Consider the following 25,779-nt stretch of genomic DNA (forward strand, 5'->3'; position numbering starts at 1 on the left):
TCAGATTCCGGCGACGTCACCGTGCCCGCCCTCGGATTCCCAACGGGCGAGGGCGTTTTCCGGAGCGGGCCGCGCGCCGAACTCGTCAAGGAGCGCCTCCGGGCCCGCCACGCTGTTCTGCCCGGAGGCCGCGACCAGCACTGCCTCGGCGGCGGCCGGGTCCGCCTCCGGCGGGACGACCAGGAGGGTGACCCGGTGCATGTTCCCGCCGGTCACGTGCACGACATGGACGTTCTGCGAGTCGATCCCCTCCAGTTTGACCAGCCGTCCCTGGTAGATCAGCTCGCGGACCGTGACCGCCCAGCCCGACGGCGGGAACGCCACCCGCCATACCGGGCCGATCCGGCCGTCGAGCGCCGTGGCGAGTTCGGGCACCTCTGTCGTCAGGTCACGGGACCGGGGCCACCAGGCGCCGTCGACAAAACCGCTCTCCGAGTTGCGGGGCTTGAGCCTCAGCCGCTCGGCGGTTTCCGGGGTGCGGGCGTCGGCGCGCATATTCGGCTCCGGTCTCCGGCGGGGAAGGCCGGTGTCGGTGAAGAACAGAAAGTGACATCGGTCGTTCTCCGACGCGCGGAATACTCTCGGCGTTTTCATTGTACAGAGGAAATCGCTTGGCAGTGCGGCAATAATTCACCGGCTCCGGATTCCGGCACGGAAATCGGCGTACAGTGGGCTGTATCCGGCCACCCGCGTGAGAAAGAACGAGACTCAGTCCATTGAGGACTGTTCATTTGCGACCAACGGGAAGAAGACGACATGACCGCCGACCGGCAGGACCAGAGCCTGATCGTCGAACGGCTCCGTCTCGGCACCGGATTTTCCGCCTCCGAACACGATTGGGTCGCCGAAAGGCTGGCCGCGCTCGGTTCCAGGCTGCGTTCCTTCCACGAAGGCCAGGTCGATCTCGAAATCAGCGTCAAAGACCGGCACGGCACGGGGCAGCAGCTCACCCTCGAATGCCGGATCCACCGCCTGCCCGGCGTGCACCTGGTGGCCGGTTCGTCCGCACCGGACCTGCCGGTCGCCCTCAACGAGGTCCGCACCGACATGATCCGCCAGGTCGACCACGCGAAAACCCGCACCGAACCCCGCCGCAACCGCGCGCTGCGGCAAACCCCGGCCCCGCCCGCCCCGGGAGTGTGACAGCGGGTCACGGCAAAGCGAGACGGAAGATCTTGCGAACGACCGAGCCGAGTTGCTTCGACAGGGAGCCGGTGTTGTAGGGCAGATCGTGCTTCTCGCAGACCGCGCGGACCTCCGCGGCGATCCGCGGATAGCGGCGGGACGGGATGTCCGGGAACAGGTGGTGTTCGATCTGGTGACTGAGGTTCCCGGACAGCAGGTGGAACAACGGGCTTCCGGTGATGTTCGCCGAGCCGAGCATCTGGCGCAGGTACCACTGCCCCTTGCTCTCGTTCTCGCTCTCCTCTTCGGTGAAAACCTCGGCGCCGTCGGGAAAGTGACCGCAGAAGATGATCGAGAAGGCCCAGAGGTTGCGGATCAGGTTCGCGCTGACGTTCGCCGCCAGGGTCACCGGGAACAGCGGGCCGGTCAGCGCGGGGAAGAGCACGTAGTCCTTGCCCGCCTGCCTCGCCACCTTGCGCAGCATCGGTCCGAGCAACGGGCGGACGTCCGCCCAGGACCGGCGACCTTGCACGATCCGGTCCGCTTCGAGGTCGTGCAGCATGATCCCGTACTCGAAGAACAGTGCCTGCGCGGCCGCGTAGAGCGGATTGCCGAGGTAGTAAGGATTCCACTTCTGGTCTTCGGCGATCCGGATGATGCCGTAACCGACGTCGCGATCCTTGTCGAGGATGTTGGTGTAGGTGTGGTGCATGAAGTTGTGCGAGCGGCGCCACTGTTCGCTCGGGCAGACCATGTCCCATTCGAAGGTCCGCGAGTTCAGCGTCGGGTCCTTCATCCAGTCGTACTGACCGTGCAGGACGTTGTGCCCGATCTCCATGTTGTCCAAGATCTTCGACAACGCCAGCGCGCCCACACCGGCGAACCACGCGGGCGGGAACCAGCCCGCGAACAGGAGCACCCGGCCCGAAACCTCGCTGAGCCGTTGCACCGCGACGACCCGGCGGATGTAGTCGGCGTCCTCCGCACCGAGATCCGCCACCATCCGTTGACGCAGCGAATCCAGCTCTTTGCCGATGAGCTCCACCTGGGCTCGATCGAGTTCTCGGGTCGTCGTGGTCACGGGGGATCTCCTTGCCGTAGTTCGGGTTCCCGGTCGAGGCCGGGTTCGGGCGGGCCGGACTCCGCGGGCCTGCTCGCGTGGACGTCGGCCGGATCGACGTGTTCGTCGGCCTCGCTGCGCAAAGACCGGATGGCGGAGTTGAGCACCGCCAAGAGGGGAACGGCCAGCAGCGCCCCGGCGATACCGCCGACGAGCAGCCCGGTCGCGATGGCGAGCACCACCGCGAGCGGATGGAGCCTCACCGCCCGGCCGAGCAGAATCGGTTGCAGCAGATGGCTTTCCAGTTGCTGGACGACGAGAACGACGCCGAGCAGGATCAGCGCCGGGACGAGCCCGTTGGAGACCAGCGCGATCAGGACCGCGACCGTGCCCACCACGACCGAACCGATGATCGGCACGAACGCGCCGAGGAACACCAGCGCCGACAAGGGAATGGCCAGTGGGACACCCAGTACGGCCATGCCGATACCGATGCCGACCGCGTCCACCGTGGCCACCGCGATCGTCGCGCGTACGTAACTGACGAGCGCGGCCAGGCTTCGCCGCCCGGCGACGTCGGCCCGGGTCCGCGTTCCGGCGGGCACCGCACGCAGCAGGAACGTCCAGATCCCCGGCCCGTCCGCGAGCAGGAAGATCAAGACGAACAACACGAGCAACGCCTGCGCCAGCACGCCGCCGACGGTGGCGGCCGTGGTCAGCGCGCCGGCGGTGAACCCGGTCTGGGAGTTGGTCAGCGTGGTCACCAGCTCGTTGACCGAATCGCGCAGCTGCGCGGCGCTGAGGTGGAGCGGACCGGTGGTGAGCCAGTTCGCCACGGCGTCGACACTCTTCGTCAGCTGGACTCGCAAGGCGGGAAGCCCGTTGACGAAGGTGAGCACCACGAAGGTCAGCAGGCCGCCCAGCACCGCGAGCCCGCCGATCAGGACTATCACGACGGCGAGGCCGCGAGGGATCCGGTGACGGACGAGGAAGGTCACCGCCGGGGCCAGCATCGCGGCCAGCAGGAGGGCGATCGACACCGGCACGACCACCGAGGAGAGGTAGCCGAGGGCCAGCCCGAGCAGGTAAAGGGTCGCGCCGACGACGAGCAGCCGCCACCCCAGCTCCGCGGCCACCCGCAACAGGCGCGGCACCACCGGCCGGGCGTCATCAGGGACTTCCGGCTCGTGCCGGGGATCGGCCATGAGCGGGCCTCTCGTGCGCTGCGGACGGCTTGCCGGCCCTGTCAGCGGAACTCGTCCGAACGCCTCACGAAAAGTCCACAAAGGACTCAGAGAATCACCGTGTGTACCGACGATCAGCGAGAATGCCCATGACGACTCCTTGGCAGAGCAAGCGATTCGAGCCTGCGACGCCTGGGTCCCGGGCGAAACCGGACACACCACGATCCGTTCCGCGGATTCCGGGCGGCCGGTCGGATGACACTGGCCAGCGTAGCCCCTGAGCCCGGTGCCGGGCCCGCCGATGCGAGACCGGTACCTCCAAGCCGAAAAGCCGGTCCGGGACACGTTCTTTGGCCTGGTCGGCGCGGTAGACTCGCCGACGACAGCGCCGGAGTGCCCAGACACCGCCCTCGCGACGATCGACCGTCACACTGGCCGCATCTGTCCCTCTGCCGTGCGCCCGATCTTCCGCACGACGAGCTTCAGCGATGACGGCCTGGTCTGGAGCCTGGATCGTGAAACTCATAACGCTCGATCTTCGCCGGTCGCATCGCTTGAAGGCGGATCGCGCGCCGCTTGACGCAACCTCGGCAGACAGGACGGACCTCGGTGCCGTTCGCGCGGCCATCGAAGAACCCGACGACGTCCGCGAGGCTCCAGCGCACCGTTCTCCCCCTTTGGCCGTGACGGTGGAACAGCTCGGCCGGGCGGTGGTGCTCGTCGTCGACGGCGACCTGGACCTGCACACCGCCCCCGCGGCACGCCAAGCGATCGAGGCGGCGTTGAGCCACCGGCCGCGACGGTTGATCGTGGACCTGAGCCTCGTCCGGTTCTTGAACTCCACCGGATTGGAGGTCCTCCTCGCCGCCCAGCGGCAAGCCGCCCCGCACACCGACCTCCGGCTGGTCGCCACCACGCGCGCGGTCTGGCGGCCACTGCAGATCACCCGGCTGCACGAACGACTGATCATCCACAGCTCACGCTCGGCGGCCGTCGCCTCGCCTGCCAGAACCGGCGACGAAGACCGCTCACCACCCAGGAAGACCTAGCGGCCCCGCACACCGACCGGACTGGCCGGTTCCCTGGGGGTTCAGGCGCCGAGGCGACTGTAGAGGCGTGCGGCGAGGGTGGCGGCGAGCTGGTTGAGATGCGCGGCGGGGTCGTGGAGGGCGTACTGGCCCAGCAGTTCCGCCACGACGTGGGCCTCGGTCTCCGACAGCAACGCGACGCAGCGTTCGCGGCGCCCCTGATCGAGCAGGCGTTTGAGCGCGTCGGCGTACTCGTGGTGGTCGCGCACGCCGGTCAGGCCGAACGGATCCTGCCGCGCGGTCGAGTCGGTCATTCCGGTCTGCCCTTTCGAGTGATGTCGCCCCATCGCCACCCCGCGTTGACCTGCGGATCCGCCGCGCAGACATTCTTCCACGCCGCGGCAAGAGCAAATCTATGGTGGCGGGGGTAGACATTCAACCTCGGGTGTGTGTACTGTCCTCCTCGTACCGAGAAAGACAACGTCAAGCAGGCGCGGGAGATGACGGAACTACCCGCGAAGTGAGACAAGGCGGTCAGGCAGGACGAAGCCAATCAGTGAACAGGTTTCGGCTGGTGACCGGAGAAGTACCGGGATCGAGGAGTGAAGACGTAAGCAGCAAGGCCGATCCCGGCGAAACAGTGCAGTAAGCAGTGGCAAGTGCAGTAAGTAGCAAGTGCAGTAATGCAGTGGCAAGTCAGTAGGTGCAGTACCGGTCAGGTGGCCGGAGCCGATCACCGACGGGGCTCCGGGCAGTGACCAGCGGCGTGACGCGTGCTGGGACCGATCAGTGGAAGGGTTCCAGCCGGTGACGCCCCAGGAAATCGCAGTACAGGCAGTACCCGGTAAGAGAGAAACACAGGAAAGAAGGGACAGGGAACATCATTGGATCGCCCGCAGCGGCTGGGCAGCAGTGCCGCGCGGGTACCGCAGGGTCATCGGATTGGAAGGTGGTTCTCGGTTACGAATCAGCGATCTCCGCGTCGTCCGCCTCTCGGACGGACACCGCGGATGCAGGACACCGGCCTCACGGCTGGTAGACAATGGTGAAACCCAACCCCTGGGACCCCGGACGCCGCACTGGCGCCCGGGGTCCCTTGTGATGTGGAGGTGGAATGATTCCTGACCAACGCGAGACCCCCGCCACCGTTTCCGGCGGGGCCGACAAGTTCGACGACGACCACTACCCCGCCTACACGATGGGCCGAGCCGCGGACATGCTGGGCGCCACCCAGAACTTCCTGCGCAGCATCGACGAAGCCGGGCTGATCACACCGCAGCGCTCGGCGGGCGGGCACCGCCGCTACTCCCGCCACCAGTTGCGCATCGCCGCACGCGTGCGGGAACTGGTCGACCAGGGCACCGCCGTGGACGCCGCCTGCCGCATCGTCTCCCTCGAAGACCAGCTCCACGAATCCCAACGCCAGAACACCGAACTCCGCGCCAACGAATAACCCCGCCGGGCCAGGTGTGCCGCCACGACGTCGCGGCACACCCTGATCCGCGGGTTCTCCGCCTCACTGTTCGGCGGCCTAGAAGTTGTGGTCGTCCAATCGCAGGCGATGGGTGAGCGCGTCGCGGGCCATGTCGGTCAGGGAGCGGTCGTGACAGAAGGCGCGTGCGCGCAATCGGGCGAGTGCCTGCTCAGGTGGAATGGCGAGGCCGGCGGCGAGGAAGGCGGCGGCTTGCTGGACCTCTTCCCGATAGCGACGGAGGCCGGAGTCACCGGTGGCCGAGTTCTGCGCGCTCCGCAAGAGCAGGGGCAGCAGCCCTTGCCGGACACGGTGGAAATCCCGAGCTTGCGATGAGGTCATGGCGCCGGAGGTGGCGCGGTAACCGGTAAGGGCTCCGACGGTCCTGCCGCGGGCCCGGAGCGGGGCGGCGATGACGGCTCGGGCCGGGCTCTGCATCGCGGCGGGCAGGAACAACGGCCAGCGGGCCTGGTCGGTGGCGACCAGATCGGGTTCGGTCACCGTGTAGCCGTGCTGGACGGCTTCCAGAGTGGGACCGTCACCGAGGGTGAATTGCAGGTCGTCCAGCTCGGGCCCTGACCCTTCGGCGGGGTCGCACCACACCAATTCCAGGGTTCCGGCGCCGTTGATCAGGTCGATGGTCAGCACATCCAGGCCGAGAAGCACGGCGATGCGCAGGGAGGCAGTGGCGCCGAGATGCTGTCCGTCAGCGGCCGCGCGGTGCAGGTGAGCCAGAACGGTCTCGAGGTCATCGGGCGGTGTCACACCCCCACCACGAGGTCTGCCGTATGAGGCACCGTCGCGGCGGCGGAGCTGGTTTTGGTGTCACGCATCGGAGTCGCCTGTCGAGTGGATTCCTCAACCGCGGTGACGAAGACCCGGTCACCGGCGAGCTCAGGAGCAATTCACCCCGCGGAGGGGCACGTCATGCCCGCTGGCAGGTGCTCGGCTCGCCTCATTTTCGGTGGCCCGCCCAAGGCCACATTCCGACAGGTTCCACACAGTCTGAACGGCCTCACGATACGTGACTCATTGTAGCGCCACCGCCGAAGAGAGCTGACGCGACTGCTGCCTCAGGCCCTCGACGGACAGGTCGGCGATCCTTTCGAAAGGGAGCCGCCCAGGGGGCTCGAACCCCTGACCTTCTGTTTACAAGACAGATGCTCTACCAGCTGAGCTAGAGCGGCCTTGCCCGGAGTCACCCCCAGGCACACCCAGTATATCGGCGCCCGCTCAGCCGTTCGCAGGGCGCACCCAGGGTTCCCCTGCCACCGTCCGGAAGGCGTGCGCGAACGTCACGGCGGTCGCCGGGTCGCGGCGGTCGGCGACGTAGTACCAGCTCATCCGGACGGCGTCCGGCGTCACTTCGAGGACGCCGGCGCCGTGCGAATCGAGTTCCACGAAACGCACGTGCGGGTTCAGCGCGCGGATCGCGGCCTCGACCTTCAGGGAGCCGGTCCGCGGCGGGACGCCGAGTTGCTCGTCGATGTTGTCCGAGGTGACCGACGGGCAGACGAACTCGACCGCGATGCTCGTCCCGTCCCGCGGCACGTCGTTCGCCCACGACGAGTGGACGTCGCCGGTCAGGAACACCGTGTTGCCGCGGCCTTGCGCGGCGATGGCGTCCAGCACCCGGCGGCGGTCGGCGGTGTAGCCGTCCCATTGGTCGGTGTTCACCGTGGTCGGCTGGCCGTCGAGGAGGTCGCCGAGCGCGAGTTGTTCGCGGGTGGGCAGCGCGGGGACCTTGATCGGCGTGACCATCACCGAATTCCCGATCACGTTCCACGACGCCGTCCCGCGCGCCAGGCCCTCCAGGAACCACTGCCGCTGCTCGGCGCCGAGGATCGTGCCGTCCGGCTCCTCCGAGGGGCCGGGCTGACGAGTCCGGTAGGTCCGCAGGTCCAGCATGGTGAGGTCGGCCAGCTTCCCGAACTTCAGCCGCCGGTACAGCCGGTCACCGCGATGCCGCACCGGCATCCATTCGAAGTACGCCTGGTGCGCCGCCCGCATCCGGTCGCGCCAACTGCCTTCGGTCGCCGGATCGTGTGACGGCGACCCGCCGGACCAAGCGTTGTCCGCGGCCTCGTGATCGTCCCAGGTCGCGACCATCGGGTGGCGGGCGTGCAGCCGCCGGAGGTGGTCGTCGGTCTTGTACATCGCGTGCCGTTGCCGGTAGTCCGCGAGGGTGATCAACTCGTTGGGCGGTACCGAGGGCCGGAGATCATTCGCAGGATTGGGATTCCCTTCGTAGAGGTAGTCACCCAGGTGAAGGAAGGCGTCAAGATCGTCGCGGCCGGCCAGATAGCCGTAGGGGGCGAAGTGACCGACAGCCCAGTTCGCACACGAGACCACGCCGAACCGCAGCCTCGCGACGTCGTCTTCGTGCGCGGGAGCGGTGCGCGTCCGCCCGATCTGCGAGACCTTCCCGCGCGACGTGAACCGGTAGTAGTACGCCGTCGACGCGCACAGCCCGCCCGCCGTCACTTTCACCGTGTGGTCGCGTTCGGGTCCCGTCCGGGCGTGACCGCGAGCGACGACGTGCGCGAATCCGGCGTCCTCGGCCACCTCCCACCGGACGTCCGCCGACGGCCCTTTTCCGGATCCCGGAACGGCCTCGGCCGAGGGCGTGACCCGGGTCCAGAGGAGCACCGAATCGGGCATCGGGTCGCCCGAGGCCACGCCGTGCGCGAAAACCGGGCTCTCCGCCCCGTTAGATGCACCCGAAAGGGTGAACGTGGCCGCTGTTCCGGCCGCTGTCACACCGGCCGCGCGAAGGACGGAACGCCTGCTCACAGAGGACGCCATGGCATGAAGTGTGCCGTAAACCGGCGGAGCCGCGATGATCTTCATCGGACGTGGTGGACGCCACTTCGGGATACCTGCAACGGTCGGGCCGCCGGGCCCGATGGTCCTCGGGAAAGTCCTTTGGAACAACGGACCCGACAGCCCTGCGAACCGAGTGAGGAGGTGGATCGATCATGAAGATCAACGAGCACACCAAGGGGGCCCAGAGCGGCAGACGCGGTGACGACAGGAACCAGGACGAAACACCCGAACGTGGCGAATGGTTACTGGAAGCCCCGCGTCAGCGTGACGGTGAGCGATCGATCCACCAGGCTCGTTCGCACCGGCCGAACCTGTTGCGGCGTCGCGCCTGGCAGATCCTCGAAGCCCCGACGGCCGAGCAGCCCGCCGTCGACGGCGACGAGGCGATGGGCCCGAAGCCGCCCGACGACTCGACGGTCAACTTCGTCCTGGACCTCGCGCTGCGCATCGGCGAGGTCCAGATGTCGAGCGGCGCCGGCGCTTCCGACGTCACGGCGACGATCATCGCGCTGACCTCCGCGCTCGGTCTCCCGCACTGCGAGGTCGACGTGATCTTCACGTCGATCACGGTCACCTGCCACCGCGGCACCGACATGGCGCCGGTGACGGCGCTGCGTGTGGTCCGTTCGCGCAGTCTCGACTACACGCGGCTCACCCAGACGGAGACGCTGGTCCGCAGGATCGTCCGCGGGAACATCGGCGCCGAAGAGGCCCAGCAGGAACTCCAGCGGATCACGACCGCGCCGCACCCGTACCCCCGTTGGGTGGCCACGGCCGCTTGGGGCGGGCTGGCCGGGTTCATCACCCTGATCCTCGGCGGCAGCATCGACGTCGCGCTGGTCGCGATGGTGATCAGTGCCGTCATCGACCGGCTCGGCCGCTTCCTGAACCGCTTCGCGCTGCCGTTCTTCTTCCAGCAGGTGATCGGCGGTCTGGTCGCGACCCTGTCCGCGATGGCGATAGTCAGCAGCAACCTGCTCACCACGAACAAACCCACGCTGGTCGTCGCCGCGGCCGTCACCGTGCTGCTGTCCGGCCTCTCCACGGTTTCCGCCGTGCAGGACGCCATCACCGGCTATTACGTCACGGCGGCCGGGCGCACGATGGAAACCGCGCTGATGAGTGCCGGGCTGATCGCGGGCGTGGTGCTCGCCCTCAAGATCGCCTTGCTGCTCGGCCTGCCGCTGACACCGCTTCCCGAGGTGGTCTCCTCGACGCCGCAACAACTTCCGATCATCGTCATCGGCAGCATCGGCGCGTCCGCCTGCTTCGCGCTCGCGTCGTATTCGACGATGCGCGCGATGATCGTCGCGGGAGCGGCGGGGGCGATCGGCGGCGCGGTGTACGGCGCGCTGATGCTGACCGATTTCGAAGCGGTCAGCTCGTCCGCGATGGCCGCGACGCTGGTGGGTTTCTGCGGCGGCGTGCTCGCCCGGCGGCTCAAGGTGACGCCGCTCGTGGTGGCTGTGTCCGGCATCACGCCCCTCCTTCCCGGTCTCTCCACCTATCGTGGTCTATACCAATTGGGCGTCGAACAGGGCGGGAACATCTCGACGCTGATGACCGCGGTCGCGATCGGGCTTGCCCTGGCAGCGGGTGTGGTCCTCGGCGAGTACCTGGCGCAGCCGGTGCGCACGGGGCTCGGCAGGCTCGAACGCAAGTTCGCCGGGCCGCGGATGGCGGGGCCGATGGAACCCGCCGAGCGACGCTTGGAGTGATCGCGCGACGACCGGCCGTCTCGCGAGCTCGCGATAGGGTCCTTCCCTAGGGCAGCGACCCGCGATTTCGAGGGAGCGGCTGGTGGACGAAGTGAACTCCGAGACGGGCAGAACGGCATCCGCGGATTTCGTGGTGGTGGCGAACCGGCTCCCGGTGGACCTCGAACGGACCGCCGACGGGAGCAGGCGCTGGACGGCGAGCCCCGGCGGGCTGGTGTCGGCGCTCGAGCCGTTCCTGCGGTCCCGCAAGGGCGCCTGGGTCGGCTGGCCGGGCGTGCCCGACGTCGAGGTCGAGGAATTCGACGACGACGGCCTGGTCCTGCACCCGGTCTCCCTGACTTCGGACGACGTCCGCGACTACTACGAGGGCTTCTCCAACGCGACGCTCTGGCCGCTCTACCACGATGTGGTGGCGCGGCCGGTGTTCGACCGGAGCTGGTGGGAGTCCTACGTCCGGGTGAACCGGCGCTTCGCCGAGGCGAGTGCGAAGGTGGCCGCCGAGGGCGCGACCGTCTGGATCCAGGACTACCAGCTCCAGCTGGTCCCGGCGATGCTGCGCGAACTGCGCCCTGATCTCCGGATCGGGTTCTTCCTGCACATCCCGTTTCCCCCGGTCGAGTTGTTCATGCAGATGCCGTGGCGGACCGAGATCGTCCGCGGCCTGGTCGGCGCCGACCTCGTCGGATTCCACCGACCGGGTGGCGCGCAGAACTTCCTCTGGCTGGCCAGGCAGCTGGCCGGTCTCGAATCCAGCCGCGGCGCGGTCGGCATCCGCACCCGTCCCGGCCTGATGCAGGTCGGCGACCGGACGGTGCGGGTCGGCGCGTTCCCGATCTCCATCGACGCCATCGGTCTCGACAAACTCGCCAAGACCAAGGGCGTCGCCGAACGCGCCGCCCAGCTGCGGCGCGATCTGGGCAATCCGAAGAAGGTCCTGCTCGGCGTCGACAGGCTCGACTACACGAAGGGCATCGACCTGCGGCTGCAGGCGCTGCACGAGTTGCTGCACGAAGGCCGCGTCCGACCGGAGGACGTCACGTTCGTCCAGCTGGCCACGCCCAGCCGCGAACGCGTCGAGCACTACCAGCGGATGCGCGGCGACATCGAGCAGATGGTCGGGCGGATCAATGGCGAATTCGCCCGCGTGGGTCACCCGGTCGTGCATTATCTGCATCAGTCCGTGAACCGGACGGAACTGGCCGCGTTCTTCTCCGCGGCCGATGTCATGGTGGTCACTCCCCTGCGTGACGGGATGAACCTCGTCTGCAAGGAGTACGTCGCCTGCCGCCACGACCTCGGCGGCTCGCTCGTGCTGTCCGAGTTCGCCGGCGCCGCGGCCGAGCTGACCAGTGCGCTCCTGGTCAACCCCCATGACCTGGACGGGGTGAAGAACGCCCTGGAGACTGCCATTACGCTCGACCCCGCAGAGGGACGCCGCCGTATGCGCGCCATGCGTCGACAGGTCCTCACGCACGATGTCGACCGATGGGCGCGCTCGTTCCTCCAGGCGCTCGGCGGAGAATCGACGGACTGAGACTTCCCCCATACCCCGCATAGTTCCCGAGGAGAAATCGTTGACCGCCGAGGCACTGCCCGCCGAGCTGCGGCGCGCGATTGTCCAGGTCGCGCGCACCCCGCGGCTGCTGGTCGCCTGCGACTACGACGGCACGCTGGCCCCGATCACGGCCAACCCGGACGAAGCCCGTCCGCTGCCCGAATCGGTGGGTGCGCTCAGGTCGCTGGCCGGCCTGCACGAGACGACCACCGCGGTCATCTCCGGCCGCGCGTTGCGCGATCTCGCCACCCTTTCCCGTCTCCCGGCCGAGGTGAACCTGGTCGGCAGCCACGGGTCCGAGTTCGACATCGGCTTCATCCACGCGCTCGACGAAAAGGCCCGCGAGCTCCACAGACGGCTCGAAGCCGAGTTGGAGAACCTGGTGCTCGACGTGCCGGGTGTTTCGCTCGAGGTCAAGCCCGCGAGCATCGCGGTGCACGTCCGCCGCGCCGAACACGAGGCGGGCCGCCGCGTGCTTCGCGATGTCCACAATGGACCTTCGAAGTGGGAGGGCGTGTCCACCACCGACGGCAAGGAGGTCGTCGAGCTCGCGGTCGTCCAGACGGACAAGGGCCGCGCGCTGGACACCCTGCGCCACCAGGTCGGCGCGACGGCGGCGATCTTCCTCGGCGACGACGTCACCGACGAGAAGGCGTTCGCCCGGATCTCCGGCCCGGACCTCGGTGTGAAGGTCGGCGAGGGCGAAAGCCTCGCGCAGTACCGCGTCCCGGACACCGTCGACGTCGCGATGGCGCTCGCCTTCCTGCTCGAAGAGCGCCGCAACTGGCTCTACGGCGAGCAGGCGCCGCCGATCGAGCGGCTTTCCATGCTGGCCAACGAACGTTCGGTCGCGCTGGTCACGCCGGACGCCCGGCTGACCTGGCTCTGTCACCCCGGCCCCGACGCGCCCGCGGTGTTCGCGGACCTGCTCGGCGGCGCCGGCGCGGGGCACTTCTCGATCAGGCCGCACCGCAACGGCCTGCCGCTCGGGCAGCGCTACCTGCCGAACACGATGACGGTCGAGACCCGCTGGTCCCGGCTGCTCGTCACCGACTACATCGAGCCGGAGAGCCCCGCGCACCGCACGGATCTCGTCCGGGTGATCTCGGGCGAGGCGGCGGCGGAGATCGTGTTCGCGCCCCGGCCCGAATTCGGCGGCGTGCCGGTGAAACTGGTCGCCAACGACGAGGGAATCCTGGTGCAGGGCACCTCGGAGCCGTTCGCACTGCGTTCGCCCGGCGTGGAGTGGGAGATCACCTCCGACGGCATGAACGACACCGCGACCGCGCTCGTCACCCCGTCACCGGAGAACCCGGTGGTGCTGGAACTCCGTTGCGGCACCTCGGATCTCGCCGCGCACGAACTGTCCGAAGTGGAGCGACGGTCCCGCGCGGGCGACTACTGGAGCACCTGGGCGCAGACGCTCAAGCTGCCCAGCGTCCAGACCGACCTCGTCGGCCGCTCGGCGCTGACGCTGCGCGGGCTGGTCAACACCGACACCGGCGGCGTGCTCGCGGCGGCGACGTCGTCGCTGCCGGAGGAGATCGGCGGCGTCCGCAACTGGGACTACCGGTACTGCTGGATCCGCGACGCGGCCATGACCGTGCGCGAACTGGTCCACCTCGGCTCGACCGAGGAGGCCGAAGGCTATCTCCGCTGGCTGCACGGCGTACTGTCCACTTTGGCCGGTCCGGAACGGCTGCACCCGCTGTACACCTTGGCGGGCAGCGTGATCGGTGCCGAAGCGGTCATCGAGTCGCTGCCCGGATACGCCGGTTCGCGGCCGGTCCGCGTCGGCAACCTGGCGAACCACCAGGTGCAGCTGGACGTCTTCGGCCCGGTCGTCGAACTCGTGCAGACCCTGGCGGCGGCGCGCGGCGAACTGCGCGACGAGGACTGGCAGATGGTGCGCGCGATGGCCGAGGCCGTCACGCGGCGCTGGAACGAGCCGGACCACGGCATCTGGGAAGAGCGGCACGTGCCGCGCCACCGGGTGTACTCGCGGGTGATGTGCTGGGTGACCATCGACAGGGCCATCAAGCTGGGCGAGGTCTACGGCCGTCAGGTGCCGGGCGCGTGGCCTTCGCTGCGCGACGAGATCGCCGCCGACGTGCTGGACAAGGGCTGGAACGAAGAGGTCGAGGCCTTCACCACCGCGTATGACGGAACGGACCTCGACGCCGCGTCGCTGTTCGTCGGGCTGACCGGGCTGATCGATCCGGCCGACCCGCGGTTCCAGTCCACGGTGACCGCGATCGAGGCGGAACTGCGCAGTGGGTCCACTGTGTACCGTTACCGCCGCGACGACGGCCTTCCCGGCGGTGAGGGCGGCTTCCACATCTGCGCGGCTTGGCTCATCGAGGCGTACCTGCTCACCGGGCGGCGCACCGAAGCCGAAGAACTGTTCACGCAGATCGTCGACGCCGCGGGCCCGACCGGCCTGCTGCCCGAGCAGTTCGACCCGATCGCGGAGCGCTCGCTGGGCAACCACCCGCAGGCGTACTCGCACATCGGGCTGATCCGCTGCGCGAACCTGCTTTCCCAGTAGCGCGAACCCCAGGTCAGGAAAGGGGCTTTCAGGACGAATTTCGTCCTGAAAGCCCCTTTCCTGACACTCAGCCGCCCGCGACGGACGGGATGATCTGGACCTCTTCCGCCCCGGCGAGCGAGGTCTTCGCGCCGTCGAGCCGACGGCACTCCTCACCGTCCACGTAGAAGTTCACATAGCGCCGCAGCGCACCGGTTTCGTTACGCAGACGGCGTTCCAGCGCGGGGAACTCGGCACCGAGCGAGTCGAGTACGGCGTCGAGCGTCGGGGCGTCGACCTCGAACGTCCCCGTTCCGCCCGCGAGCGGCCGCAACATCGCGGGCAGCAGGACCCGGACCACCTAGACCACCTGGGCCCGCACGCACAGCACGTCCGGAAGATGGGCGGCCACCTGATGCCAGGTGTCGCCTTCGTCGGGACTGGCCCACACCTCACCGGACCGCGTGCCGAAGTAGATCCCCGCCTCTTGATCGACGCACATTCCGTCCCGGAGCACACCGGCGTAGAAGTCCTTGTCCGGCAAGCCGGTTCCGAGCCCGGTCCAGGTCTCGCCCGCGTCCTCGCTGCGGTAGACGCGGCAACGGCCGTCCGGCGGGAAACGGAGAACGTCGGCCACCAAAGGGAAGTTGTAGACGGTGTCCGGTTTCGCCGGATGGACGACCATGGCGAACCCGAAGTCGTTCGGCAGGCCGCCGGCGATGGACTTCCAGGTCCTCGTGTCGTCGTCGCTGCGGTAGACGCCGCCGTGATTCTGCAGGAAGAACCGCTCGGGGCGAGCCGGATGCATCGCGACCTTGTGCACGCACTGCCCGAACTCGGGCTCCTCGTCCGGCAGGAAGCCCGCGCTGATCCCGCGGTTCGACGCCGTCCAGCTCTTGCCGCCGTCCTCGGTGCGGTAGACACCGCCCGTCGACATGGCGACGGTGATCCGCCCGGGATCCGCCGGATGCGGCAGGATCGTGTGGATCATCTGGCCGCCACCGCCGGGAGTCCAGTGTGGACGGTGTTCGTGGTCCCACAGCCCGCGCACGAGTTCGAAGGTCTCGCCGCCGTCCTCGGACCGGAACAGCGCGGAAGGCTCGGCGCCGGCGTAGACGATGTCACCGGCGACCACGATCTGCCAGATGCCTTCGAGCGCGGTCCCGGTGTCGGCGGGGAAGGCCACCGGCGCGTGATCCGGCTCGGTCCAGGTCTCGCCGAAGTCCTCGGACGTCGCGATCGTCGGTCCGAAATGCTCGTTGACCGCGGCGGCGTAGACCTTGGACGGGGTCAGCGCGACCGCCCGGACGGCCTCCATCGGGAACTTCGGCGCGGAGAGTTCCCAGTGCTTCCTGTCCTCACCGCGGGCGAGGAACAACCCCTTCCTGGTCCCGATCGCCAGCTGGAACTCCACGACGCCGTCCTCCTCGGTCCGATGGTGTGACTGAGGTCACCGTACTACCGAAGCGCGTGAAGGCCCCCTTCCCTGGGCTGAGCCGAGGGAAAGGGGCCTTCACGCGTGGTTGGAGTCGTCGCGCCGGCTGCAGTCCAAGGGGTCGTGGCCTTCGCCTTCTCGGGAGAACGAAGGTCACAGACGAACAGCCGGCGCGACGGGTTCGGGGGCGGGTCAGGTTCCGCTGATCAGGCGCAGCGCCAGGTCGGAGCTGAACTGCCCGGCTTCGACGTTCGGCGCGATCCCGCACTTGCCGTCGGAGTCACCGGGCACCTTGACCCAGAGCAGCATCTCGGCGCCGCCGCCGGTCTGCGAGGGCGTGCCGAGCTTGCGCCCGGCCGGGTTGCACCACTCGGCGCCCTTGGGGCCGTTGCCGTTGCGGCTCGTGTCGATCACGAACGGCTTGGTGTAGCCGTACTTGCTCGACAGCGCGGCGCTGACGGCCTTGCCGTAGTTGGCCGAGTCGGTGGTGGTCTTGTAGTTCGACACGTTGATCGCGAGACCGCGGATCGACTTCACGCCGACGGCGTTGAGCCGGTCGGCCATGGTGGCGGCGGGGATCCAGGTCGAGTTGCCGCCGTCCATGTAGGCCCAGGTGTTCGGGGCCTTCGCGGCGAACTGCTCGGCGGCGAACTTGAGCAGGTCGAGGCGGGTCTGGCGCTCACCGGCCGGCAGGCAGTCGACCTGCGCGAGCGCGTCCGGCTCGATGATGACGACCGCGGGCTTGCCACCGATGCCGTCGGCGAAGTTCGAGATCCAGGTCCGGTACGCCGCGGGGCTGCCCGCGCCGCCACCGGAGTGCCCGCCGCAGTCGCGGCCGGGGATGTTGTAGGCGACCAGGATCGGCAGCTTGTCCGCCACGTCCGCGGCGTAGGTGTAGCCGTCGACGGCCTTCTTGACGTCGCCGCTCCAGTTGCCGAACCACCGCGCGCCCGCCTTGGTGGAGATGGCGGCCTTGATCTTGTCGGCGGTGCCGCCCGGGTGGTCCTTCACCCAGACGGCGGGGTTGGAGTTCGGGTCGACGTAGAAGCCGTTGGTCTTCTCAAGGGGGTTGCCGTCGGCGGCCTGGGCCGGCGCGGCGATGAGGGCCAGCAGTGAGGCGGCCAGCAGACCGAGCGTCTTGATGCGCATGCTTTCGATCTTCGAACCCGCCCGTACAAGATTCGTACAACCCGCGTTTCGTCCTCTGCTCGCGGTACTTGCACGCGCAAGTACCGCATCGAGAGGACGAAACGCGGGAGGAGGTCAGGCCGAGTAGCCCTTCGGCGGGATCAGGGTGGCGAGCTGGTTGAAGGTGAGCCAGTAGATCTGGTTGCCGCCGAAGTTGGCCGGGTCGGCGATCTTCACCGTCATGTTGTCGCTGTTGTAGCCGATGATCGTGAAGTAGTGGTAGATCGTGTAGTTCGGGTAGCCCGGCGGGTGGTTGTTCGCCGGGGCGACGATGTTCGCGACGAGCGCGTAGCCCTTGTCGACGTCCAGCACGATGTCGCGCCACAGCAGGTCGCGTTGTGCCTGCGTCGGCGGGTCGTTCGGCATCTCCTTGGTCTCGTACCAGCCGCCCGCGACGTGGTTGTTGAGGACGCGGGTGACCTGGCCGATCCAGTCGGTGCCGTTGGTGCTGGTCGGGAGCTCGTTGGCGAGCTGCTGCTGGCTCGGCGGGTTGCCGTTCTTGGCCGAGATGGCGATCCGGGTGGCGGCCGGGCCGCACCAGTAGCCGGTCTCCTGGATCTGGTACTGGATGTTGAGCTCCGCGGCCGCCTTGACGCCCTCGACCTTGGCGGGCGGCGCCATCGAGTTCACGAAGCCGGGATCGGTGGACTTCTCTTGGGCGACGGCCACGGCCGGTGCGGTGATCAGTGCGGACACCGCGAGCGCGGCGACTACCGCGGACTTGAGTCTGCGCATGGTAATCCTTCCCCAGTTTCACTTTTTATCGGTGAATAGTGAACAGGATCGTCCCTGCGGCGGCTTTTGTCTTGATCTCCACCTGCGCTTTCCCCGAACGGCCCACGACGAAAGTAGGATCGAATGAACGCTCGAGGGGCCATCGGGCAAGAGCGATCGTGCAGGTGATGAAAAACGATCACGAGCAGACGGGCTCGCGGGGGCTGGACAGGCCGGATCTCGGTGGTCCCGACCCGGCGCCCGTCTTCGGCGTGCTCTTCGACGCTCACGCGGCCCCGTTGCAGCGCTATCTCGCCCGTCGTGTCGGTACCGAAACCGCGCACGACCTCGTCGCCGAGACGTTCCTCGTGGCGCTCCGGCGGCGAGAGACGTATCGCCCGGAGGCCGGGACGGCACGGGCGTGGCTCTACGGCATCGCGACGAACCTGCTCCGGCACCACGTCCGCACCGAGACCCGCGCTCTCGCCGCGACGGCCCGGCTCGCGGCCGCCGCGCCCCTGGTCTCGACGGGACACGACGGCCGCGTCGCGGAGCGGGTCGACGCGCAGACCCGCGCGGCCCAGCTGGCGGGCGCGCTGGCCGAACTGAGCGTCGCGGACCGCGACACCCTGCTCCTGGTCTCCTGGGCGGGCCTGGACCCCGGCGAGGCCGCCGAGGCGCTGGGCATTCCCGCGGGAACGGTCAGATCCCGGCTGCACCGGATCCGAAGATGGTTGCGCGCCAACGCGCCGGAGATCACATCGGAGTCCACAAAGGACGGCTCGAGCCGCGAGGAGGATGGCGACAGTGCACGGCGGTAGCATCAGGAAGGTGTGGTCCGACGCCGAACTCGACGAGGCGCTGACCGACCTCCATTCCGAACCGGACGTCCGTCAGGACGAGCTGGCCCGCGCCAAGGCTTCGCTCCTTCGCGCCGCGGGCGAGGTCGTCCTCCTCCCCGAGGCGGCGCCGCCCGCGGTGAAGAAACGACCGGGCTCGTGGCGGTGGATCGCGGCCGCGGCCGCCGCGGCGCTGGTGTCCGGCGGGGGGATCGTGGCGACGAACGCCTTCGTCGGCGAAGACGGCCAGGACCCCGCCGCCCACTCGACCGTCGCCCCGGACATGGGCCCCCTGAAGGACTTGCGCGGCTCCGACCTCCCCCTGACCGGTAAGCAGTACTGGCTTTCCACCGAGTCGAGCTGGGTGACGTGGGTCGGCAGGAAGAGCGAGGTGATCTACCAGACACACGAGATCACCGAGCGGTGGCTGCCATCGGACTGGGGCTTCAAGCATCTGACGCGGTTCACCAGGACCGGCGAAATCCGCTGGATCAAAGGCGACTACGAGACGGCGAAGGCACAAGGCGAGTCGATCCCCGGCGCGACGGTCTCCACCGCCTGGGAAGGCTCGGGGCAGCGGCCGACGAATGAACCGGCTTCCAGTACGACCACGACGAGCCCACCGCCGAACGGACCCGTCTCGACCCAGCGGGACGAACCTCCGCTAAGCAACTGGATGCTGCTGAGCAAGGAATTCCTCGAAGGGCTGCCCACCGACCCGGCGAAGCTGCTCGAACGGCTGCGCCACGACAGCAAGGACGGCAAGGAGAACACGGCACCCAAGATGTTCGACATGGCCCTCGGCGTCATGCGTTCGTCGCACGGCTACAGCGACCTTCGGGTGGCACTGTGCAAGGCGCTCGCGAACGCCCCGGGCATCACGCTCGAGACGAACGCGACCACCTCCGACAACCGTCCGGCCATCTCGTTCTCCGTCCGGGACACCGACCAGACCAAGACGTTCGTCGTGGACCTGGCGACGGCGCACGTCGCGGGCTACAGCGCCGCACGGAACCGGTCCGATCCCAGTTTTCCGGGGCTGTCGATCCACGAGACGACGGTGACGACGCAGATCACCGACCGCGAGGGTCCCTAGCGAGCGTGTTTGGCGGCGTTGAGCGCGCTTCCGACGTCGCCCACCTCCAGTACCCGGATACCCGGCGGCATCTTGCCGGAGTCCGGCGGCACCAGCGCGTAGGTGAAGCCGAGCCGGGCGGCTTCCGCGAGCCGCCGCCCGACGCTCGGCACCCGCCGGACCTCACCCGACAGCCCGACCTCGCCCATCGCGACGAGCTTGGGCGAGAGCGGCGTGTCCGTCGCCGAAGAGATCAGGGCCAGCACCACCGCCAGGTCGATCCCGGGCTCGGTGATCTTCATCCCGCCGACCGTCGCGACGTAGACGTCCTTGTCGCCGACCTTGAGTCCCGCCCGCTTCTCCACCACGGCCAGGACCATCGCGACGCGTGCCGAATCGAGACCGCTCACCGCGCGCCGGGGCTGCGGGGCCTGTGTCGCCGACACCAGCGCCTGCACCTCGCCCAGCAGCGGCCGTTTGCCCTCCATGGTCACCGTGACGGCGGTGCCCGCGACCGGCTCGGAGGTGTGGCTCAGGAACAGGCCCGACGGGTCGGGCACGCCCACGATGCCTTCCTCGACCAGTTCGAAACAGCCGATCTCGTCCGCGGCGCCGAAGCGGTTCTTGATCCCGCGCAGCATCCGCAGCGTCGAATGCTTGTCGCCCTCGAACTGCAGGACGACGTCGACCAGGTGCTCCAGCACCCGCGGCCCGGCGACCGAGCCGTCCTTCGTGACGTGACCGACCAGCACGATCGGCAGTCCGCGTTCCTTGGCCAGCGCGACCAGCCCGGCGGTGACCGCGCGGACCTGGGTGACCCCGCCCGGCGCGCCCTCCACCTGTGGTGAGGCCATGGTCTGGACCGAGTCGACGATCAGGACTCCCGGCTTGACCGCGTCGACGTGGCCGAGGATCGCGGAGAGATCGCTCTCGGCCGCGAGGAACATCTCGTCGTGGACGTTGCCGGTGCGCTCGGCACGCAGGCGTACCTGTCCCGCCGACTCCTCGCCCGTGACGTACAGCGCGCGGCCCGCGGTGGCCGCCCATTGATAGGCGACCTCCAGCAGGAGGGTCGACTTGCCGACGCCGGGCTCCCCGGCGAGCAGGATGACCGCGCCCGGCACGAACCCGCCGCCGAGCACGCGGTCCAGTTCGGAGACGCCGGTGGGCTTGGCGCGCGCCGTTTCGACGTCGACCTCGCCGATCGGGCGGGCCGGGGCGCTGGGCGCGCCTGCCGCGACCCTGGCTATCGCCGGGCGGGCGTCGCCGCGTTCCTCGAGCGTTCCCCATGCCTGGCACTCCGGGCAGCGCCCGACCCACTTCGGCGCCTCGTACCCGCATTCACCGCAGCGGTAGGTACTGCCTTTCTTGACCACTCCGCGAGGCTAGCCGCCACCACCGACAAACCCGGGCAGCACGGGCCGGGGGCTGAAGGGGACTTTCCCCGCATCAGATGCAGCGAAAGGGCCCTTCACCGCGTGTGATGCGGGGAAGGGCCCCTTCAGCTCTCTTTAAGACTTAGTGGCCGCCGCCCTTGGCTTCCTTCTCCGGCGCGGGCTCCCGGCTACCCGGGTGCGACGGCGCCGCGACCGGCAGGTCCAGCGTGACCGAACCGGAGTTCTTGAAAACGAAGGTGACCTTGATCGTCTGGCCCGCCCACAGCGGCTGCTTCAAGCCCTGCAGCACGACCGTGGCCTTGCCGACCTCGGTGGGCTGCTCCGGGCCCACGGACGGCGTGACCGTCCCGGCGACGCTCGACGACGGAGCTCCGGACTCGCTGCTCGACGGGGCACCCGAGGAGGACGGGGCACCTGAGGACGACGGGGCGCCCGAAGACGACGGCGCCGAGGAGGGGGCGCTCGTCGGAGCGACCTCCTTGGTCGACTCGACCGCGTCGGACGGGCCGATCACGAGCGCGTGGCTCGCGACGACGGCCTTGGCGCCGGAGATCTTGGCGTCACCGGTGGTGGCTTCGGAGGAGACCGAGACGAGCTCGTCGTCCAGCTTGCCCTGGTTCACGATGGTCAGCGTCAGCGGCACGGCGGCACCCGCCGGGTACGCCTGCCCCTCGGCCGGGAACTGCAGCGCGGCGTTCCGCAGCACGAGGTCCTTGGCCTGCGCGTACGTCCCGTTGACCGCGGGCTGCTGCGAGTCGGTCTGGGTGATCTGACCAGCACCGCAGCCGGCGAGCACGAGCGCGGCGCCGAGCGCCAGCACACCTGCGCCGAACACGCGACGATTCTGCAGCCTCACGTCGGAGTCCTTCCATCTCACGGCCTCTTCACCGCGAAGACTAGCCGGGCGACTTCGCGGCCGGAGAACCCGGTGCGTGTTGACACGCCACCAATGCGGTGACGTGCCCAAGATCAACCGTCCACAAAGGATTTGGAAATCGTTCGCTTCTCACCTGCATGAGCATGGGCAAATTGGGTTTGTCAACCCCTGGGCGGACCATCGTCAGGCCGCTGACCTGCGACGACGATCGCAGGCCGCTAGGTGGGCCTCGTCGGCACGTGCTAAGATGAATTCAGCGAAAGGGGCAGAGGACACATGGTTTTCAAGGTCGGAGAGACCGTCGTCTACCCGCACCACGGTGCCGCACTCATCGAAGCCATCGAGACCCGCGTGATCAAGGGCGAGGAGAAGAAGTACCTCGTCCTCAAAGTCGCGCAAGGGGATCTTACGGTTCGCGTGCCCGCTGACAACGCCGAGATCGTCGGTGTTCGTGATGTCGTCGGGCAAGAAGGACTGGACAAGGTTTTCGACGTTCTGCGTGCTCCGCACACCGAAGAGCCCACTAACTGGTCTCGTCGGTACAAGGCCAACCTCGAGAAGCTCGCCTCCGGCGATGTGAACAAGGTGGCCGAAGTGGTGCGCGACCTCTGGCGACGAGAGAAGGACCGCGGACTTTCAGCCGGCGAGAAGCGCATGCTGGCGAAGGCGCGGCAAATTCTGGTCAGCGAGCTGGCGCTCGCGGAGGGCACCGACGAGGACAAGGCTGAAGTCCTCCTCGACGAAGTTCTGGAAACCGCGGCAGTCTGAATCGGCGGATGTCCCACGCCAGGTGAGGCTGCGGGGGATACCTCTACGATCGCGCACATATGAGCACCGTCCATATGAGCACAATCGTGTTCGTCACTGCCGTTCGACACCATGCCTCCGACGCGGAGCTCGCTCTCGCGCCGGTCAATGGTGAAGCTCTACTCACGCACACTGTGCGGGGGCTGCTCGCGCTGCCGGATCTCGATCTGGTGGTCGTGGCGGCCCCCGAGCGGTGTGCTCATTTGTATTCGGCCGCTCTGACCGGCTTGGAAGAGCGTTGCCGGATAGTACCCGGATCATCGCTCAAACATGCTTTCGACACCGTCGAAAAAGAGATCGCCGGGAATCCCGTTTTCCTCGTGCATGACGCGTTGCGCGCATTCACTCCCGCGGACACGGTCCGTGCCGTCGCGGACGCGGTCCGTGCGGGCTTCCCCTTCGTGGTTCCCGTACTGCCGATGGCGGACACCGTGAAGGTGACCGACGCGGCGAAGGTGATCACGGGCACCGAAGACCGCGCACACCTGCGTACGGCGCAAACCCCGCTCGGCTTCACTCGTGAGACTTTTCTCTCGTATGTCGACAAACCGTCTCTCGACGGCGCGCACACCGTCGCCGGGCATCCCGATGCGATGCGCGTCACCACTTCGTTCGAACTGAAACTGGCCGAGGCGATCGCTGTGGCCGGAGAAGAAGAGGAAACCCTCTGATTCACTCGCGCCGCGCCGCCGAAGTGGGCAGACAGGCGCGTGTGCGGCCGAGAGGCCCCGCTATCGCGGCGGCGGGGCGCCTTCCCCCGAGTCCGCGCGTAAGTCACTAACGTGCGCCCCGGCGACGCGATCGCGGTCGCGCGCGAACAGGCGAAGAGAAGAGGATGTGCTGTGAGGATCGGCAACGGCGTTGACGTCCACCCCGTCGAGGCAGGCCGCGAATGCTGGGTCGCCGGTCTCCTCTGGCCCGGCGTCGACGGCTGCGCGGGGCATTCCGACGGCGACGTCGCCGCGCACGCGTTGTGCGACGCCCTGCTGTCCGCGGCCGGACTGGGTGATCTCGGCGCGGTGTTCGGCACCGGTGATCCGAAGTGGGCGGGCAAGCACGGCGTCGAGTTCCTCGCCGAGGCGCGGCGCCTGGTCGAGGCGGGCGGCTGGACCGTCGGGAACGCGACCGTCCAGATCGTCGGCAACGCGCCGCGCGTCGGGAAGCGCCGCGAAGAGGCGCAGAAGGTGCTGAGCGAGGCCGTCGGCGGACCGGTGAGCGTCTCCGGCACGACGACCGACGGGCTCGGCCTGACCGGCCGCGGCGAAGGCATCGCGGCGTTCGCGACGGCGTTGCTCCTGCCCTCGCAGGAATAGCCCGCGCCAGGAGCCGGTTCGGGCAGTCATGGCAGTCACACTTCCCGAACCGGTCCGTGAACTGGTGGACGGCAAGAACTTCGCGACCGTGGCCACGCTGGACGCCGACGGCGGGCCGCAGACCTCGGTCATCTGGGTGGGCCTCGACGACGGCGATCTGGTCTTCAGCGCCACCGAGGACAGGCTGAAGGTGCGGAACCTCCGACGCGACCCTCGCGCGAGCGTGTCGATCACCGACGCGGAGAACCCGTACCGGCACACGCAACTGCGGGGCACGGTCACGATCACACCGGACCCCGGGAAGACGTTGCCGAAGACGCTCAGCCACAAGTACCTCGGCCAGGACCCGCCGCCGGAAGGCCCGGAGGTCGAACGGGTGATCGTCCGGCTGCGAGTCGACCGGATCGCCGGGAACGTTCGTTGATTAGGCTCTCGCCATGGGTGTGACTTTCAACGATGAGACCAAGAAACTCCTCGACGGCAACAACTTCCCGGTCCTCGCGACCCTCAACGCCGACGGCTCCGCGCAGACGTCCGTGCTGTGGGCGAAGCGGGACGGCGACACGGTGATCTTCGCGACCGTCCGCGGCCGTCTCAAGGAGCGGAACATGGCCAGGGACCCGCGGGTGTCCGTGTCGGTGTTCGACCAGGAGAACCCGTACAACTACGTCGAGATCCGCGGCACCGTGGAGATGACCGACGAGGGCGGGCGCGAGCTGATCAACGAGCTCTCGCACAAGTACCTCGACAAGGACTACCCGGAGGAGCCGGCGGACGTCGTCCGCGTGCTGGTCCGGATCACGCCCACCAAGATCACCGGTAACGCCGCCTGACAAGCGCTATGAAAGGCCCGTTACTTGCAAAATTTGCAAGTAACGGGCCTTTCATGTCACACGCGGGGAGCGGCGAAGACCCCACGATCGTGGCTAGGGTGGGGTTCGTGACCTATCGCGCTGTGTTGTTCGACTTCTCCGGCACGGTCTTCCGGCTCGAGCAGGATGAGACCTGGCTCGCCGACCTCACCGATCACGAGGGCGAAAACCTCGACCTCGAGGCCCAGACCGAACTGATGCGCCGGATGACCGCGCCGGTCGGCCAGGTCGTCGACCTCGACGAGGAGCACCTGCACGCCTGGAACCACCGCGACCGCGACCCGGTGCTGCACCGGAAGGTGTACCTCGAGGTCCTCAAGCAGTCCGGGGTCCCGCACGCCGACCAGGCAGTCGCGCTCTACACCCGGCTGATCGATCCCACCCAGTGGACGCCGTACCCGGACACCGAGGCCGTGCTCAAGGGCGTCGCGGGCAAGGGCGTCAAGGTCGGGGTCCTGAGCAACATCGCCTTCGACATCCGTCCCGCCTTCGGCCGCCGCGGCTGGGACGCCTTCGTCGACGAGTTCATCCTGTCCTTCGAGGTCGGGGCCGTGAAGCCGGAGCCGGAGATCTTCCGGACGGCCGTCGAGCGGCTCGGGGTCGACCCCGCGGAGACGCTGATGGTCGGCGACAGCGAGGAGGCCGACGGCGCCGCACGCGAGATCGGCTGTGCGTTCGCGCTGGTAGAGCCGCTGCCGACGACCGAGCGGCCGGACGCCCTACTTGGTGTCATGCGCACCCATAACGTGCTGTAATACGGTCACTGCG

26 protein-coding genes and 1 tRNA gene are annotated in these 25,779 nt (G+C 68.3%); 14 read left to right on the plus strand and 13 right to left on the minus strand.

The genetic code is table 11. The features are described 5' to 3' along the window. Positions 1 to 495, minus strand: a complete 495-nt coding sequence (locus tag BKN51_RS30955) for a DUF5994 family protein (protein WP_101611000.1) — start codon at positions 493 to 495, stop codon at positions 1 to 3. 261 nt (positions 496 to 756) lie between these two features. Between BKN51_RS30955 and BKN51_RS30960 the strand changes: the two genes are divergently transcribed. Beyond that, positions 757 to 1,143, plus strand: a complete 387-nt coding sequence (locus BKN51_RS30960; protein ID WP_101611001.1) for an HPF/RaiA family ribosome-associated protein — start codon at positions 757 to 759, stop codon at positions 1,141 to 1,143. Between the two features lie 7 nt (positions 1,144 to 1,150). Here BKN51_RS30960 and BKN51_RS30965 read toward each other — a convergent pair whose 3' ends face one another. Both BKN51_RS30965 and BKN51_RS30970 read right to left on the minus strand, forming a co-directional pair. Continuing rightward, positions 1,151 to 2,206: a fatty acid desaturase family protein gene (locus BKN51_RS30965; RefSeq protein WP_101611002.1), complete on the minus strand. Its 1,056-nt coding sequence runs from the start codon at positions 2,204 to 2,206 to the stop codon at positions 1,151 to 1,153. Continuing rightward, entirely contained in the window at positions 2,203 to 3,390 is a 1,188-nt protein-coding gene (locus BKN51_RS30970) for an AI-2E family transporter (protein ID WP_101611003.1), read from the minus strand. The genes BKN51_RS30965 and BKN51_RS30970 overlap by 4 nt, the downstream gene beginning before the upstream one ends. Positions 3,391 to 4,052: 662 nt before the next feature. Between BKN51_RS30970 and BKN51_RS30975 the strand changes: the two genes are divergently transcribed. After that, complete coding sequence (locus BKN51_RS30975; RefSeq protein WP_233222932.1) at positions 4,053 to 4,418, plus strand: STAS domain-containing protein; 366 nt, start codon at positions 4,053 to 4,055, stop codon at positions 4,416 to 4,418. 41 nt (positions 4,419 to 4,459) lie between these two features. On the opposite strand, the gene BKN51_RS30980 is transcribed toward BKN51_RS30975, so the two are convergent. Then, positions 4,460 to 4,711 (minus strand): hypothetical protein, encoded by a 252-nt coding sequence (locus BKN51_RS30980; protein WP_101611005.1) that lies wholly within the window; start codon positions 4,709 to 4,711, stop codon positions 4,460 to 4,462. Positions 4,712 to 5,511: 800 nt separating this feature from the next. Here BKN51_RS30980 and BKN51_RS30985 point away from each other — a divergent pair. Then, the gene (locus BKN51_RS30985; RefSeq protein ID WP_101611006.1) at positions 5,512 to 5,850 is read left to right on the plus strand and encodes a MerR family transcriptional regulator; all 339 of its coding nucleotides are present in this window, start codon (positions 5,512 to 5,514) and stop codon (positions 5,848 to 5,850) included. A gap of 78 nt (positions 5,851 to 5,928) precedes the next feature. Here the strand turns inward: BKN51_RS30985 and BKN51_RS30990 are convergent, their stop codons facing one another. The 3 genes from BKN51_RS30990 to BKN51_RS31000 form a co-directional block, all read right to left on the minus strand. Next, the gene (locus BKN51_RS30990; protein ID WP_199192886.1) at positions 5,929 to 6,633 is read right to left on the minus strand and encodes a hypothetical protein; all 705 of its coding nucleotides are present in this window, start codon (positions 6,631 to 6,633) and stop codon (positions 5,929 to 5,931) included. A 349-nt stretch (positions 6,634 to 6,982) separates the two neighbouring features. Beyond that, a tRNA-Thr gene (locus BKN51_RS30995) sits at positions 6,983 to 7,055 on the minus strand. Between the two features lie 46 nt (positions 7,056 to 7,101). Continuing rightward, positions 7,102 to 8,673: an alkaline phosphatase D family protein gene (locus BKN51_RS31000; protein ID WP_233222931.1), complete on the minus strand. Its 1,572-nt coding sequence runs from the start codon at positions 8,671 to 8,673 to the stop codon at positions 7,102 to 7,104. A 173-nt stretch (positions 8,674 to 8,846) separates the two neighbouring features. Between BKN51_RS31000 and BKN51_RS31005 the strand changes: the two genes are divergently transcribed. The 3 genes from BKN51_RS31005 to otsB all read left to right on the plus strand — a co-directional run bounded on the left by BKN51_RS31005 (position 8,847) and on the right by otsB (position 14,515). Further along, entirely contained in the window at positions 8,847 to 10,412 is a 1,566-nt protein-coding gene (locus BKN51_RS31005; protein WP_101611007.1) for a threonine/serine ThrE exporter family protein, read from the plus strand. Positions 10,413 to 10,494: 82 nt separating this feature from the next. Then, positions 10,495 to 11,946: an alpha,alpha-trehalose-phosphate synthase (UDP-forming) gene (locus BKN51_RS31010; RefSeq protein WP_101611008.1), complete on the plus strand. Its 1,452-nt coding sequence runs from the start codon at positions 10,495 to 10,497 to the stop codon at positions 11,944 to 11,946. Between the two features lie 40 nt (positions 11,947 to 11,986). Beyond that, a complete protein-coding gene (gene otsB / locus BKN51_RS31015; RefSeq protein WP_101611009.1) occupies positions 11,987 to 14,515 on the plus strand; it encodes a trehalose-phosphatase in 2,529 nt (842 codons plus the stop codon). A gap of 67 nt (positions 14,516 to 14,582) precedes the next feature. Here otsB and BKN51_RS31020 read toward each other — a convergent pair whose 3' ends face one another. The 4 genes from BKN51_RS31020 to BKN51_RS31035 form a co-directional block, all read right to left on the minus strand. After that, complete coding sequence (locus BKN51_RS31020) at positions 14,583 to 14,855, minus strand: MoaD/ThiS family protein (RefSeq protein ID WP_101611010.1); 273 nt, start codon at positions 14,853 to 14,855, stop codon at positions 14,583 to 14,585. Further along, positions 14,856 to 15,908, minus strand: a complete 1,053-nt coding sequence (locus BKN51_RS31025) for a WD40/YVTN/BNR-like repeat-containing protein (RefSeq protein ID WP_101611011.1) — start codon at positions 15,906 to 15,908, stop codon at positions 14,856 to 14,858. It lies immediately after the preceding gene. Positions 15,909 to 16,121: 213 nt separating this feature from the next. Then, a complete protein-coding gene (locus tag BKN51_RS31030; protein WP_101611012.1) occupies positions 16,122 to 17,078 on the minus strand; it encodes a glycoside hydrolase family 6 protein in 957 nt (318 codons plus the stop codon). Between the two features lie 114 nt (positions 17,079 to 17,192). Then, on the minus strand, positions 17,193 to 17,852 hold the full coding sequence (locus tag BKN51_RS31035) for a C39 family peptidase (protein ID WP_101611013.1): 660 nt from the start codon (positions 17,850 to 17,852) through the stop codon (positions 17,193 to 17,195). Positions 17,853 to 18,010: 158 nt separating this feature from the next. Here BKN51_RS31035 and BKN51_RS31040 point away from each other — a divergent pair, with 158 nt between their 5' ends. Continuing rightward, positions 18,011 to 18,652: an RNA polymerase sigma factor gene (locus tag BKN51_RS31040; RefSeq protein WP_174720472.1), complete on the plus strand. Its 642-nt coding sequence runs from the start codon at positions 18,011 to 18,013 to the stop codon at positions 18,650 to 18,652. Positions 18,653 to 18,662: 10 nt separating this feature from the next. Continuing rightward, on the plus strand, positions 18,663 to 19,766 hold the full coding sequence (locus tag BKN51_RS31045; protein ID WP_101613556.1) for a hypothetical protein: 1,104 nt from the start codon (positions 18,663 to 18,665) through the stop codon (positions 19,764 to 19,766). On the opposite strand, the gene radA is transcribed toward BKN51_RS31045, so the two are convergent. Beyond that, entirely contained in the window at positions 19,763 to 21,121 is a 1,359-nt protein-coding gene (gene radA / locus BKN51_RS31050; protein ID WP_101611014.1) for a DNA repair protein RadA, read from the minus strand. The genes BKN51_RS31045 and radA overlap by 4 nt on opposite strands. Before the next feature lie 142 nt (positions 21,122 to 21,263). After that, complete coding sequence (locus BKN51_RS31055; RefSeq protein ID WP_101613557.1) at positions 21,264 to 21,998, minus strand: hypothetical protein; 735 nt, start codon at positions 21,996 to 21,998, stop codon at positions 21,264 to 21,266. Between the two features lie 297 nt (positions 21,999 to 22,295). Between BKN51_RS31055 and BKN51_RS31060 the strand changes: the two genes are divergently transcribed. The 6 genes from BKN51_RS31060 to BKN51_RS31085 all read left to right on the plus strand — a co-directional run bounded on the left by BKN51_RS31060 (position 22,296) and on the right by BKN51_RS31085 (position 25,766). Next, positions 22,296 to 22,787 carry a CarD family transcriptional regulator gene (locus BKN51_RS31060; protein WP_005165253.1) on the plus strand — a complete coding sequence of 164 codons (492 nt, stop codon included), beginning with the start codon at positions 22,296 to 22,298 and terminating at the stop codon, positions 22,785 to 22,787. A 59-nt stretch (positions 22,788 to 22,846) separates the two neighbouring features. Continuing rightward, positions 22,847 to 23,497: an IspD/TarI family cytidylyltransferase gene (locus BKN51_RS31065; RefSeq protein WP_233222930.1), complete on the plus strand. Its 651-nt coding sequence runs from the start codon at positions 22,847 to 22,849 to the stop codon at positions 23,495 to 23,497. 171 nt (positions 23,498 to 23,668) lie between these two features. Continuing rightward, on the plus strand, positions 23,669 to 24,139 hold the full coding sequence (gene ispF, locus BKN51_RS31070; protein WP_101611015.1) for a 2-C-methyl-D-erythritol 2,4-cyclodiphosphate synthase: 471 nt from the start codon (positions 23,669 to 23,671) through the stop codon (positions 24,137 to 24,139). A gap of 28 nt (positions 24,140 to 24,167) precedes the next feature. After that, positions 24,168 to 24,563, plus strand: a complete 396-nt coding sequence (locus tag BKN51_RS31075; protein WP_101611016.1) for a PPOX class F420-dependent oxidoreductase — start codon at positions 24,168 to 24,170, stop codon at positions 24,561 to 24,563. A 13-nt stretch (positions 24,564 to 24,576) separates the two neighbouring features. Beyond that, positions 24,577 to 24,972: a PPOX class F420-dependent oxidoreductase gene (locus tag BKN51_RS31080; RefSeq protein WP_101611017.1), complete on the plus strand. Its 396-nt coding sequence runs from the start codon at positions 24,577 to 24,579 to the stop codon at positions 24,970 to 24,972. Between the two features lie 107 nt (positions 24,973 to 25,079). After that, positions 25,080 to 25,766, plus strand: coding sequence for an HAD family hydrolase (locus BKN51_RS31085; protein ID WP_101613559.1), 687 nt, complete (start codon positions 25,080 to 25,082; stop codon positions 25,764 to 25,766). Positions 25,767 to 25,779 lie beyond the last annotated feature (13 nt).

Origin of the sequence: Amycolatopsis sp. BJA-103 (genome assembly GCF_002849735.1) — a bacterium.
GTDB lineage: Bacteria > Actinomycetota > Actinomycetes > Mycobacteriales > Pseudonocardiaceae > Amycolatopsis.

Bases quoted from the DNA above. Each gene is read 5' to 3' on its own strand.
- BKN51_RS31080 (WP_101611017.1), top strand. From the start codon at position 24,577: ATGGGTGTGACTTTCAACGATGAGACCAAGAAACTCCTCGACGGCAAC.
- BKN51_RS31000 (WP_233222931.1), bottom strand. From the start codon at position 8,673: ATGGCGTCCTCTGTGAGCAGGCGTTCCGTCCTTCGCGCGGCCGGTGTG.
- BKN51_RS30985 (WP_101611006.1), top strand. From the start codon at position 5,512: ATGATTCCTGACCAACGCGAGACCCCCGCCACCGTTTCCGGCGGGGCC.
- BKN51_RS31030 (WP_101611012.1), bottom strand. From the start codon at position 17,078: ATGCGCATCAAGACGCTCGGTCTGCTGGCCGCCTCACTGCTGGCCCTC.
- BKN51_RS31060 (WP_005165253.1), top strand. From the start codon at position 22,296: ATGGTTTTCAAGGTCGGAGAGACCGTCGTCTACCCGCACCACGGTGCC.
- BKN51_RS30960 (WP_101611001.1), top strand. From the start codon at position 757: ATGACCGCCGACCGGCAGGACCAGAGCCTGATCGTCGAACGGCTCCGT.
- BKN51_RS31035 (WP_101611013.1), bottom strand. From the start codon at position 17,852: ATGCGCAGACTCAAGTCCGCGGTAGTCGCCGCGCTCGCGGTGTCCGCA.
- BKN51_RS30970 (WP_101611003.1), bottom strand. From the start codon at position 3,390: ATGGCCGATCCCCGGCACGAGCCGGAAGTCCCTGATGACGCCCGGCCG.
- BKN51_RS30980 (WP_101611005.1), bottom strand. From the start codon at position 4,711: ATGACCGACTCGACCGCGCGGCAGGATCCGTTCGGCCTGACCGGCGTG.
- BKN51_RS31005 (WP_101611007.1), top strand. From the start codon at position 8,847: ATGAAGATCAACGAGCACACCAAGGGGGCCCAGAGCGGCAGACGCGGT.
- BKN51_RS31075 (WP_101611016.1), top strand. From the start codon at position 24,168: ATGGCAGTCACACTTCCCGAACCGGTCCGTGAACTGGTGGACGGCAAG.
- BKN51_RS30955 (WP_101611000.1), bottom strand. From the start codon at position 495: ATGCGCGCCGACGCCCGCACCCCGGAAACCGCCGAGCGGCTGAGGCTC.
- BKN51_RS31065 (WP_233222930.1), top strand. From the start codon at position 22,847: ATGAGCACCGTCCATATGAGCACAATCGTGTTCGTCACTGCCGTTCGA.